Below are 12,623 nucleotides of genomic sequence, written 5' to 3' on the forward strand. Positions count from 1 at the left end.
GGCTCAGCGATTGACGGATCGGGGCACGAGGAAAACCAGCAAGGCGCCGAGCGTCACGGCCAGCGAAATGAAAACGAGGCCAGCCGTGGACTTGCCTGTCAAATCGTTGAGCCAGCCTACGATCGCAGGCGAAAAGAAGCCCGCGAGATTGGCAAAGCAGTTGACCGCGGCAATCCCCGCGGCGGCGGACACGCCACCCAGCATCGCGGTGGGCAACGACCAGAATTGGGACGACGCCGCGAGAATGCCCGCGGATGCAACGCACAGGCAGACGATCGATGCGCCCACACTGCCGAGCAGCGGCAGCGACGCGAAGCCGGCCGCCGCGATCAGCATTGGGACCGCGAGGTGAAAGCGGCGTTCTCTGAAACGGTCCGCGCTGGCGCCGATCAACGGCAACGCGACGATCGCGCAGAGGTAAGGCACTGCGGTGAAGAGCCCCACCCACAGCGGATCGGCCACGCCGGCTTTACGAATGATGGTCGGCAGCCAGAACGTGAGCCCGTACTGACCGAGCACGACGCAAAAGTAGATCGCAGCCATGAGCCACAAGCGGCGATCGCGCACGAATGCACGGATCGAGAGGTGGGCGACTTTTTGCGCGTTATCGCTGGATACGTTGCGGGCGAGCACGGCCTTTTCCGTGTCGGTCAGCCACTTCGCTTGCTGGATACCGTCGTCGAGATAGAAGAGGATCGCGATCCCCAGCACGAGCGACGGCAGTGCCTCGAGCAGGAACAGCCATTTCCAGCCGGACATCGCAAGCGAGCCCTGCAACGAATGCAGGATCCAGCCCGAAAGCGGGCCGCCGAGAATGCCGGCCAGCGGGATCGCCATGAAGAACAACGACAGTGCCTTCGCCCGCCGCTCGGAGGGGAACCAGTACGTCATATAGAGAATGACGCCCGGTGCGAACCCCGCCTCTGCAACGCCGAGCAGGAACCGGAGCCCGTAGAACGCCGCGGGCGACTTCACGAAGACGAAGCTCGCGGAAATGACCGCCCAGGTCAGCATGATGCGCGCGAGCCATTTGCGGGCACCGACGCGGTGAAGGATCAGATTGCTCGGCACCTCGAATAGAAAGTATCCGAGGAAGAAGATCCCCGCGCCCATGCCGTAGATCGTTTCGCTGAAGCGGAGCTCGTTGAGCATCTGCAGTTTGGCGAACCCTACATTGACGCGATCCAGGTACGCACCGAGATAGCACAGCATCAGGAACGGTATCAGGCGACGACCCACTTTCGCGTAGGTCTTCGCTTCGAAATCTCGCGCGTCGTAACGCGGCGCTACGCCGTCCGTGACGGACGCGTCGGTGTACTTCATTCTCATGTTTTGTCTCCTGCCATGGCTCCGGTTCATCCGGATGTCGGCGGTTCGATATAGGCTTGGCTCAGTGAATCAGCATGCCGCCGTTCACATCGAGCGTGATGCCGGTCAAGTAGCCCGACAGGTCGCTGATCAGAAAAAGGCAGGCATTGGCGACATCGGCAGCGTCGCCGAGCCGGCCCAACGGAATGCCCTTGATGATTTCCGTGCGCATGTCGGGCGTGAGCTTGTCGCCTGTTATGTCGGTTTGTATGAGGCCCGGCGTGATTGAATTCACGCGGATGCCGTTGGCGCCGAATTCCCGTGCCATGGCCTTGGCAAGGCCGAGCACACCGGCTTTCGCCGCGCTGTAGTGGGGGCCGCCAAAGATGCCGCCGCCCCGTTGCGCGGAAACGGACGACATGCAGACGATGCTGCCGCCGCCTTGTTCCCTCATCGCGGGGATGACGGCCTGCGACATGTACAACGTGCCGCGTAGATTCACGTCGACGATCGCATCGAAATTCTCGGCCGAGATCTCCAACGTGCGCACCGGCTGGGTGATGCCCGCGTTGTTCACGAGTCCGTCGATTCGTCCGTAGTGCTCGAACGTTGCGCGCGCAGCGGCGACACACGCTGCTTTGTCGGTCACATTGCAGGCTAAACCGAGATGTCCTTCGCCGAGCTCCGCGGCGGCCGACTTCGCATCTGCCTCGCGCAAATCGAGCACGACGACTCGCGCGCCTTGCGCCGCGAGCGCACGGGCGGTGGCTTTACCTATGCCGCGCGGGGATGCGGCGCCGGTCACCATGACGATCTTGTTCTCGAGCAACATCGTTTGTCTCCAATTGAACGATGGCTGGAGTTTCGGTGTTGGGAGCGCACGCATCAACGCGGTATCGCTCAACATCGATTGAGAAATATTCAGGTGAGGCGATGATGCATCGCATCATCGGCAGCGGGCGATCGCCGCGCCATGCTGTGCGATCAGCTGGCGGCGCGCTGAGTGTCCATCCATGCGAGGAATCGCTCGACACGGGGCAAATCCGCGTTCTGCGACGGGTAGACCAGATGATGGGCACTGACCTCGACGGCGAAGCTTTCGTCGAACACGGGCACCAGCACGCCTTCCTTGATGCGCACGGAGGCGAGCATCAGCGATTCAAGTGCGATGCCGAGCCCCATGGCGGCTGTCTCGAGCGACATGTATGAACGGTCATACGAAAAATCGAAGGTCTTGTGCGCGGCGGAGACACCGGTTCTGCCGAACCATTGATTCCATTGCACGAGCGGCGTTTCCGAATAGATCAGCCTGCAGTTCAGCAGATCGTCAGGCTTGCTGACCGGGTATTGTTCGAGATAGCGAGGCGACGCGAGCGGCGCGATGAACTCGCCGCGCAGCGTCTTGATCTCGAGGTTCGTCCAATTGCCGTAACCGTGCCGGATGTCGATGTCGTAATAGCCATTCGAAAACGACACGTTCTCATACGAGCAGGCGAGATTGAGCTGGATATCGCCGTTGGCTTCCTGGAACGACGCGAGCCGCGGCAGCAGCCACATGAGGCCGAAGCTCGGACTTGAATGCACCCGTAGTATTTCCAGCCCCTTGACGTTCGACGCTCGTTCCGTTGCGCGGCTCAGATCGGCGAGCGAGCCCGTGACATCGGACAGATAGCGTTTGCCCGTAGGGGTCAATACCAAGCCCCGTCCCGATCTGACGAACAAGTCCCGCCCAATCATCGATTCGAGGTTGCCTATCTGGTGGCTCACGGCCGAGGCGGTCAATCCGAGCTCTTCCGCGGCGCGATTCACGCTGCCTGTGCGCGCGACGCTTTCGAACGCGAGGATCGCTTTGAGAGGGGGGATACGCATAGTTAAATTTTTTTCAGTCGCAGTTGAACGAAACCGCCTTGTCCGGGAAGCGCGGGCACTGCCATGCTGGAAACACTTTGCGCGAAGCAGGCAGCGTGCAATCCCTGAAGATGAGTTGCCGAAGTGGCAGTTACGACGAATATAGCGCGCTCCGGGATGTTGCACGATGCGGCGCAGTAAAAACACGAGAAGTTACGGAGACACGCATGTCGGAATACTTGTTGTCCGCGCGTTCGATCGAGAAGCGCTTTGGACCGACGACTGTGTTGCGCGGATTCGACCTGTCGGTCGCGCGCGGCGAGGTCCACGCATTCCTCGGCGGCAACGGCGCCGGCAAGTCGACTTTCATCAAGATCGTCTCCGGGCAACATCAGCGCGACAACGGCGCTATCGAGTTCGAGGGTAGACCCATTGGAACCTCCATCACGGCGGATGTCGATCCGGGCGCCATTGCGGTCGTCAATCAGGAACTGGCCTTGTTGCCGCATCTTTCCGTCGCGGAAAACATTGCGTTGCCGCGGCTTCGGCGCGGCGCGCGCACATACAGCGAACGCATCGCGAGAGCGATGGCCACCGATGCGTTATCGCTCATCGATCCACAATTCGCTCATGAGTCGGTCGATCGTCTCGTCGGCGATCTGACGCTGCACGAGCGCCAACTCGTCGAAATCGCGCGGGCACTGAGCTCGGGCGCGAAACTGCTGCTGCTCGACGAACCCACGGCGAACTTGACGGCCGCGGAGACGGCGCGGCTTTTTTCGGTGGTGCGTCGCCTCATTGCCGAGACGGGACTCGCTGTGTTGTTCGTCTCGCACCGCATGCGTGAGATCCGGCAGGTTGCCGATGTCTGCACCATCATTCGCGATGGCAAGACGGCCGTCGACCGCGCGAAGCTCACATCGATCAGCGATCGCGACATTGTGGAATCGATGGGCCAGTTCATGACAACGGACGGGCCAGCAAAAGACTCGACCCAGCGTGCTTCGCATCCCAGTGCATCGCGCACCGTTGCGAGCACTGGTGCCGGTGTTCCGCTGCTGAGTCTGAGAAGGGCGGATGTTCGCCTGGATGTCTACCCCGGTACGATCGTGGGCCTCGCCGGAGCGCCGGCTGGCCCGGCGCGTCTTATCGATGCGTTGGCCGGGCTTGCGGCGCCTGGCGAATGGGAGCTGTTGCGCGCGGGCAAGCCGCTGCACTATGCAAGCACGTCCGCGGCCGCGCGGGACGGCGTCGGCTTCATTTCGGGAGACCGCGCAGACAGGGGCATCCTGCATAGCCTGCCCATCGTCGACAATCTGAGCGCAGCGGAGCGCGTCGTTCGCGGCCGGTCTTTCGCACGGCGTGCGGAGGCGGCCCACGGCGCGCAACTGCTCGAAACGTTGAATATTCGCGCGGGCTCGCTTTGGGACCTGCCCGCAACACTGAGCGGCGGCACACAGCAAAAGCTGCTCGTCGCCCGCTGGCTGATGCTCAATCCCACACTGCTGGTGCTCGACGAGCCCACGCGCGGCGTGGACATTCGCACCAAGCGAGAAATCTATGGGCTGGTCCGCCGATTGGCGGAACGCGGCTGCGCTGTCGTCTGGTGGTCTACCGAATATGTCGAGCTCGTCGAACTGTGCGACGTGGTGCTCGCTTTCGATCTGAACGGACAGCCGACCAAGGTGCTCGAGCACGCCGACATCGACGAATCGACGCTCGCCGACGCAACAGGCATGGCTGCCTGAGCGAGCGAACCGCGAGCAAACCGCGAGCGCATCATTTCCACTCAGGAGACATTATGAAGACGCTGCCACAAGCGATCTCGGCCGAACGCGAACCGCCTTCGAAAACGAGGCGACGGATCGTGTCGAGTTACCGAACGGAAATCGCGATAGCGATCGCCATCGTGGTCATCGAACTCGCGGTCGGCATGATCGTGCCGGCGGCGCTGTCGGTCGGTAACCTCGCCAACGTCACGCAAGCGGCCGCACCGCTCGCGATCATGTCGTTCGGCGTGCTGCTGGTGATCATCACAGGCGGCATCGATCTGTCCGTGGGCTCGGTGTTCTCGTTGACCGGAATGGTCACGGGGCTCGCCATGGCGCACGGTTGCGGCGCCCTCGTGAGTTCTCTCGCGGGACTCGGTATCGGACTGATCGTCGGCGCCGTCAACGGCGCACTGGTGACGTTCGTCGGGCTCGCGCCGTTCGTTGTGACGTTGAGTACTTATGCGATCGCGGGCAGCTTGTCGTTCATCGTCACGGACGGCCATTCGTTGCCCATCTCCGACCCGAATTACTGGCTGCTGAATTCGGGAACTATCGTTCCCGGGATTCCGAACTATGCGCTTTGGTGTGTGTTGCTGCTTCTGAGCATCGAACTCGGACTGAACAAGCTCGTCGCGGGCCGCTGGCTTTATGCGGTAGGCAGCAGCAGTTCGTCGGCACGAGCGATCGGCATTCCCGTCAACCGCATCCGCCTTTGCGCCTACTTGCTGTCGGGCCTGCTGGCGTCGTGCGCCGGCATCCTCAGCATTTCGTATATCAGCAACGCCGAGGCAACGGCGGGATCGAGCCTCATGCTGCAGGCGATCGCGGCGGTCGTGATCGGCGGCGCAAGCCTGTTCGGCGGAACGGGCTCGGCGATCGGCGCGTTACTCGGCGCGCTGATGATCACGATCATCCAGAACGGCGCGAACCTCATCGGCGTCAACAGCTTCTGGCAGGGCACCGTCACGGGAATCGTCATTCTCATTGCGGTCCTCGTCGACCGCGTGACCAAAGCGCGGCGCTAAGCCGAATCACATCGATAAAAGGAGACATGATGTCTACACCCGATCGCAATTCGAACATGTTTGGCCGGGGCCCGAAGTTCGTCATGCGGCTGATGCTGGCTGCAGCCGTTGCCGCTGCCTCGTCGGCCACGCCGCAGCTCGCCCTCGCGCAGAGCAAGCCCACGGTAGCGTATATCGCGCCGTCGCTCGATATTTCATATTGGCAGTGGGTGGCCTATGGCGTGAAGCAGCGTGCGCAGGAACTGGGCATGAACTACGTCGAGTTCACCTCGGAAAACTCTCCCGCAAAGCAGATGGACAATGTGCGCACTGCATTGACGCGCGGCGTGAGCGCGATCGTGATGGGCCCGGTTAGCTCCACCAGTACGCCGCCCGTGCTGCGTTTGCTCAAATCTCAATCGGTGCCCGTCGCATTTGCCGGCATCGGGCCGCAGTCAGGGCAGACCGACTACACATCGGCGGTCACCGCAAACAACTACGAAACCGGAAAGGCCGAGGGCGCATACGTATGCAAGCTCGCAAAGGAACGCGGCGGCAATAAGGTGGCCATGCTGTCGCTGCCACAGGATCGCGAGAACGCGCAGAAATACATGAAGGGCGCGCAGCAATCGTTCAAGAGCGATGGATGCGAACTGGTACAGGTGCTTGAGACGCATGGCCTGACCGTCAACGAGGCGGTAGCCCAGGCCAACGATATCCTCACTGCGCACCCCGACGTGAAGGCGATCTACGGCATGTACGACGAAGCGGCGACCGGCGCCGCCAAGGCCTTGCAAACGCGCGGCCTCACCGGTAAGGTCGCCGTCGTGACGGCCGACGGCAGCCCGACCACGATCCGCCTGCTGCGCGACGGCGCGATTCAGGGAATATTCCTGCAGGAGGCCGTGGGCCAAGGTATCGATGCGACCAGTCAGGTATTCAACGCGCTCAACCACAAACCGACCACGCAGGACCTTGCGCTCAAGGAACCGCTTGTGACGCGCGAGACGATCGACAGTCCCGAGGCGCGAGCGACGGTGAAGCGCGTGTACCCGCCGTCCGCGGGGAACTACTAACGCGAACTGAAGCAAGTGGGCGTGCCCGCCGCGCGATGCCTGGCGGGCGCGCTTTCCTTAAACGACATTCGGCTCGGAAAACGCCATGGACAATCTGCCCATCATCGATCCGCATCACCATCTCTACGATCTCAAAACCGGCCGCTATCCTTGGTTGCAGGGACCGATGCTCGAACGTGTTTTCGGCGACTATTCCGCGATTCGCCGAGACTACCTGATCGAGGATTTTCTCGACGATATCCGGAATCAGAACGTCGTCAAATCCGTTCATCTGCAAGTGGAATACGATCACAACGACCCCGTTGCCGAAACGCGCTGGTTGCAAAGCGTAGCCGACAAGCATGGATACCCGCACGGTATCGTTGGATTCGCGGACCTTGCGTCGCGCGATGTCGAATCGATCATCGAGGCACACTGCGCATTCCCCAACGTCAAGGGCATTCGCCAATGCCTGAATTTTCATCGCGATCCGGTCAAGACCTTTATCGACCACCCGCATTTGATGAGCGACAGCCAGTGGCGCCGCGGGTACGGTTTGCTGAGGCAATATGGGCTCTCATTCGATTTGCAGCTTTATTACACGCAGATGGAAGAGGCGAGCGCGCTCGCGCGCGATTTCCCTGATACGCAGATCGTGCTCAATCACACCGGAATGCCGGTAGATCGCGCGCCGGAGGAAATCGGGGCGTGGAAAAAGGCGATGAGGACGCTGGCGGGCGCGCCGAACGTTGCTTGCAAAATTTCGGGGTTGGGTATGGGCGACTGGAAGTGGACCGTGGAGAGCATTCGCCCGTTCGTGCTCGACGCGCTGGACGCATTCGGCGTCGAGCGTTGCATGTTTGCGTCGAACTTCCCGGTCGACAAGCTGTTCAGCAGCTACGATGATCTCTTTGATGCCTTCAAGTCGATTACACGCGACTTTTCAGCGGCGGAGCGCGCCGCGCTCTTCCACGACAACGCCGCCCGTGTGTACCGTCTTTGAGCCCGGCGTCGAGCGGTCTTACCGGCAGGCCAACAGCCAATCGCGAAACGCTGCGACGGACGGCAGCTCCGATTTATGGGCGGGATAGGCGAAGTAATAGCGCATCCCACTTGAGTAGGGCGAATCGAACGGCACAACGAGTTTTCCTGACTCGAGCTCATCTTCGATGAGGCATCGGGCCACGAGGCCGACTCCGATGCCCGTTGCGACTGCCTGAATCAAATGCGAGGTCAATTCGAAGATGGGCCCGGGGCGCAGGGTGCGTCCCCGGACCTTGCATGCATCGAACCATTCGCGCCAGATGTTCGGCCGGGTGGCGACGCGCAGCAGCAACAGCGAATCGACGTCCCGGGCCGATTTGATCGGGTGCCGCCGTAGCAGATCGGGACTGGCGATAAGCGCGAGCTCTTCTTCGAGCAGGCAGTGAGAGGTCAGCCCCGGCAGGTCGTTATCGCTGACGCCGATCACGGCATCCATGCCCGCCGTTTCCAGATCGAGCTGGCCGATTCTCGAATGCATATTGACGACGACGCTGGGATGGGCTGCATAAAACGAATGCAGGCGCGGCATCAGCCAGCGCGCGCCGAAGGTGGGCAGCACCGCGAGGTTCAGGTTCCCGCCGCCCGACCGATACGCAATGGCCTGCAACGTCGCGTTGCGTATCGACGCAATCGCCGCGCCCACCTCGCGCATATACATCCGGCCAGCATCGGTCAATACGATCCGGCGCCCCTTGCGTAGAAAAAGCCGGACATCGAGCAGCGCCTCGAGGGCCTGTACCTGGCGGCTGACGCCACTTTGCGTCAACGAGAGTTCTTCCGCCGCCCGCGTATAGCTTTGGTGCCGGGCCGAAGCCTCGAACGCCAGCAGCAGAGACATCGATGGAGTCAACGTGCGCGGATTCATTCATAAAACTCATGTAAGACCGCAAGACAATACACTTTTTCCGGTGCTGGAAGCAATCTAGACTTGGGATCCATGACTTATATGCCGTCGTTCGACGCGTCGACGATGCTGTGCGATGCCGGCCGACGGTCTTCGGGAGCCCCATGATTCCGCGTCTCGATCGCCTGCCCCAGAGCGGCAGCCTCTATCTGGACTTTGCAACGGAGCTGCGGATGCACGGCTTCGAGGGAGACATCCGCGACAGCTACGGCAGTCGCGCCGCGCTGGCCACGGATAACTCGGTCTATCAGATACTCCCTGCGCTCGTCGTGTTTCCGGCGACCCGAGAGGATCTGGTCAGGATCGCGCGCCTCGCGTCGAATCCGCGTTTTCACGCGCTGCGTCTTTTCCCGCGGGGCGGCGGCACGGGGACGAACGGGCAATCGCTCGGCGATGGTGTGGTGGTCGACCTGTCGCGCCACATGAATCGCATTCTCGAGATCAACGTCGAAGAGCGCTGGGCGCGAGTCGAAGCCGGCGTCGTCAAAGACCAGTTGGAAGCGGCGCTGGAGCCGCACGGCCTTTTTTTCGCGCCCGAGCTTTCGACGTCGAACCGAGCCACCCTCGGCGGCATGATCAACACCGACGCGAGCGGGCAGGGCTCATGCCGGTACGGCAAGACGCGCGATCATGTGCTCGAACTGGTCACCGTGCTGACCGACGGGACCGTCTGGACTTCCGCTTCGATCGACGACGAAACGCTGGCGGACATCAGCGCGCGCGACGATCTGGTCGGATGCGTGCATCGAACGGTGGACGACATCCAGAAGCGCGATGCCGCACTGATTCAACAGCACTTTCCGACGCTGAATCGCAGCCTGACCGGATACGATCTGGCTCACATTCGCGATAGCCGCGGCCGGTTCGATCTGAACAGCATTCTCTGCGGTTCGGAGGGCAGTCTCGGCCTCGTCTGCGAAGCCAAGGTCAACTTGCTCCCCATTCCGAAGTTTACGGCGCTGATCGTGGTGGGCTACGCCAGCTTCGATGCGGCGCTGCGCGATGCGCCGCGGCTCTTGAAGATCGATGCGGCCTCGATCGAGACCATCGATTCGGTCGTGCTGCGTCTGGCTCGCGAAGACAACACCTGGCCGGCAATCCGACGGTTCTTTCCCGATGCCGCCGCGCCGCTTGAAGCGGTGAATCTGGTCGAGTTCACCGCCCACGATCTCGATACGCTCGAAGCGACGCTCAGCGCGGGCGTTGCTTTACTGGGCGGTTCGGACGACGCGCGCGGCGTGTTGGGCCATGCGGTCGCGAACGGCCATGCTGAAGTGGGGAAAATCTGGGCCATGCGCAAGCGCGCGGTCGGCCTGTTGGGGCGCCTTCGAGGCGAGGCGCGCCCGATTCCGTTCGTGGAGGACACCGCGGTGCCTCCCGAGCACCTCGCCGACTACATCGCCGAGTTCCGCGCGCTGCTCGACCGCAGGGGACTCGTCTACGGGATGTTCGGGCACGCCGATGCGGGCGTCCTGCACGTGCGTCCGGTTATCGATATGAAGGACCCCGCGCAGGAGGGCCTGATACGTGCGATTACCGACGACGTGGTGGCGTTGACTCGGAAATATGGCGGCGTACTGTGGGGCGAGCATGGCAAGGGCTTGCGTTCGGAATATGCGCCGGCGTTCTTCGGCCCGCTGTATTCGCGGCTGCAGCAGATCAAGGCCGCGTTCGATCCGCGCAACCAGCTCAATCCGGGCAAGATCGCGACCCCGCCGGGACAGGCGCTGACGCGTCTCGATGAAGTCCCGACGCGAGGGCAACGCGACCGCGTCATACCGCTTGTATTGCGCCGCTCTTTCCCGGATGCGCTGCATTGCAACGGCAACGGGGCCTGTTTCAATTTCTCGCCCGACGACGCAATGTGTCCTTCCTGGAAAGCGCTGCGCGATCGCCGTTTTTCCCCGAAGGGCCGCGCATCGCTGTTGCGTGAATGGCTCTATTTGATCAGCGAGCGCGGACAGGCACATCATCTCGATGGGCGCGTGCCCGGCAATTTGCGGCGCATCGCCTCGCTGCCGCAAAAAATCCGCAACACGCGTGCGTTCCGCCGGGGCGAGTACGACTTCTCGCATGAGGTCAAAGAGGCGATGGATACCTGCCTGGCCTGCAAGTCCTGCGCGGGCCAATGTCCCGTCAAGGTCGACGTGCCCGCGTTTCGCGCCAAATTTCTGGCCGCCTACCACACGCGCTACCTGCGCCCGGCCAGAGACTGGGTGCTCGCCTGTCTAGAACCGGCGTTGCCCTGGATGGCCAAGGTTGCTCGGCTCGTGAATGCGATCCTGGCCAGCTCCGCGGGCCAATGGTCGCTGCGTGGTATCGGCCTCGTCGGCATTCCAACGCTGAGCGGTGTCGATCTGGCCGCCGAGGCGAGGCGCGGCGGCTTCGCGACGGCAACGCCCGAGCGCATCGCAGCCGCGCAAGCCCGTGGGCTGCGGACTGTCGTCGTCGTGCAGGACACGTTCACCAGTCATTTCGAAACGGGGCTCGTCGTCGACGCATTGCGCCTCATGGCGAAGCTCGGCTTTCATCCGCTGTTGGCGCCGCTATTACCGAACGGGAAGCCTTTGCATGTGCACGGGTTTCTCGACCGGTTCCGCCGTACCGCGCAACGAAACGTTCAAATGCTCGAGCGCCTCGAAACGGCGGGAGCGCCGCTGGTCGGTATCGATCCGGCGATGACGTTGGTGTATCGCTCGGAGTACAAGGAGGCCCTGGGCGAAGCGAGCGTGCCCCGGGTCCATCTGCTGCAGGAGTGGTTAGCCGAAGCGCTCGGATCCGGGACTCGCGCTGTCGCGCAGGATGGCGAGGCCTACGTGCTGCTTGCGCATTGCACCGAGCGCACGAACGCGGCGAATGCGATGGATGACTGGAAGCGGGTTTTCGCGGTTTTCGGCGCCCGGTTGAATGTGTTGTCGACGGGTTGCTGTGGAATGTCCGGCACCTACGGCCATGAGGCGCGCAACCGCGCGACCTCGGAGACGATTTACGCCATGAGTTGGGGGCCCGCCGTGGCGCGGCACGCGGCAGGCGGCAGACTGATGGCGTCCGGCTATTCCTGCCGCTGCCAGGTGAAGGCGGTTGACGCAGCGGAGCTGACGCATCCGCTGCAAGTGTTGCTCCGATTGCTCGACGCCGGACCGAGCGTGCTCAATTCAGCGTCTTCGACTTCTTCCCGGCGCGTGACGGCGGCTGGCACATGACGCACGCGCGGGCGCGGGGCAGATCGTGCTTATAGGAGACGAACTTGCCTTTGCACCGGCAGCAGGGATGCATATCGAGGATGCCGCCTTTGAAAAAGCGTACGAGCGTCCAGGCGCGCGTCAAGTCGAGATGCACATCGAGTCCGCCGCGCGTGCAATGCTCGCGGTAGAGGCGGTAACCCTTGGTGAGCGCATCGACGTGCGAACAGCTCGCTTCGTTTCTAAGAAAGGTGTACGTGTGGTAGAAGAGCGACGAATGAATGTTGGCCTGCCATGTCATATACCAATCGGCAGAGGAGGGCAGCATGCCCTTCGGCGGCGACTCGTCCTTGACCTCGCGATAAATGCGAATCAGTCGGTCGCGCGAGAGCGTCAGTTCCGATTCGAGCACCTGCATGCGGGCGCCCAGCTCAATCAACGCGACGGCGCGCGACACTTCCCGCGCTTCTTCGATCAGGCTCATCTTCGGCATGGCGTGCTCCGTT

Annotated in this window: 10 protein-coding genes; 5 read left to right on the forward strand and 5 right to left on the reverse strand. The window is 62.3% G+C overall.

The genetic code is table 11. The features are described 5' to 3' along the window. Positions 1-3: 3 nt before the first annotated feature. From ACO1XS_RS22205 to ACO1XS_RS22215, 3 genes are all read right to left on the reverse strand, one after another. A complete protein-coding gene (locus ACO1XS_RS22205; RefSeq protein ID WP_331572123.1) occupies positions 4-1,329 on the reverse strand; it encodes an MFS transporter in 1,326 nt (441 codons plus the stop codon). Positions 1,330-1,390: 61 nt separating this feature from the next. Continuing rightward, positions 1,391-2,140 (reverse strand): SDR family NAD(P)-dependent oxidoreductase, encoded by a 750-nt coding sequence (locus tag ACO1XS_RS22210; RefSeq protein WP_331572125.1) that lies wholly within the window; start codon positions 2,138-2,140, stop codon positions 1,391-1,393. A 152-nt stretch (positions 2,141-2,292) separates the two neighbouring features. Next, entirely contained in the window at positions 2,293-3,177 is an 885-nt protein-coding gene (locus ACO1XS_RS22215; protein ID WP_331572127.1) for a LysR substrate-binding domain-containing protein, read from the reverse strand. Positions 3,178-3,383: 206 nt separating this feature from the next. Between ACO1XS_RS22215 and ACO1XS_RS22220 the strand changes: the two genes are divergently transcribed. The 4 genes from ACO1XS_RS22220 (at position 3,384) to ACO1XS_RS22235 (ending at position 7,990) form a co-directional block, all read left to right on the forward strand. After that, positions 3,384-4,904, forward strand: coding sequence for a sugar ABC transporter ATP-binding protein (locus ACO1XS_RS22220; protein ID WP_331572128.1), 1,521 nt, complete (start codon positions 3,384-3,386; stop codon positions 4,902-4,904). A 119-nt stretch (positions 4,905-5,023) separates the two neighbouring features. Continuing rightward, complete coding sequence (locus ACO1XS_RS22225) at positions 5,024-5,953, forward strand: ABC transporter permease (RefSeq protein ID WP_331572130.1); 930 nt, start codon at positions 5,024-5,026, stop codon at positions 5,951-5,953. Between the two features lie 26 nt (positions 5,954-5,979). Then, positions 5,980-7,008 (forward strand): substrate-binding domain-containing protein, encoded by a 1,029-nt coding sequence (locus ACO1XS_RS22230; RefSeq protein WP_331572132.1) that lies wholly within the window; start codon positions 5,980-5,982, stop codon positions 7,006-7,008. A gap of 94 nt (positions 7,009-7,102) precedes the next feature. After that, complete coding sequence (locus tag ACO1XS_RS22235) at positions 7,103-7,990, forward strand: amidohydrolase family protein (RefSeq protein WP_331572329.1); 888 nt, start codon at positions 7,103-7,105, stop codon at positions 7,988-7,990. An 18-nt stretch (positions 7,991-8,008) separates the two neighbouring features. On the opposite strand, the gene ACO1XS_RS22240 is transcribed toward ACO1XS_RS22235, so the two are convergent. After that, positions 8,009-8,896 carry a LysR substrate-binding domain-containing protein gene (locus ACO1XS_RS22240; protein WP_331572134.1) on the reverse strand — a complete coding sequence of 296 codons (888 nt, stop codon included), beginning with the start codon at positions 8,894-8,896 and terminating at the stop codon, positions 8,009-8,011. 143 nt (positions 8,897-9,039) lie between these two features. Between ACO1XS_RS22240 and ydiJ the strand changes: the two genes are divergently transcribed. Next, entirely contained in the window at positions 9,040-12,138 is a 3,099-nt protein-coding gene (ydiJ, locus tag ACO1XS_RS22245) for a D-2-hydroxyglutarate dehydrogenase YdiJ (protein ID WP_331572136.1), read from the forward strand. Here ydiJ and flhC read toward each other — a convergent pair. Beyond that, the gene (flhC, locus tag ACO1XS_RS22250; protein ID WP_173258089.1) at positions 12,086-12,610 is read right to left on the reverse strand and encodes a flagellar transcriptional regulator FlhC; all 525 of its coding nucleotides are present in this window, start codon (positions 12,608-12,610) and stop codon (positions 12,086-12,088) included. The genes ydiJ and flhC overlap by 53 nt on opposite strands. Positions 12,611-12,623: the final 13 nt, after the last annotated feature.

The sequence above is a fragment of the Trinickia sp. genome, assembly GCF_057351765.1.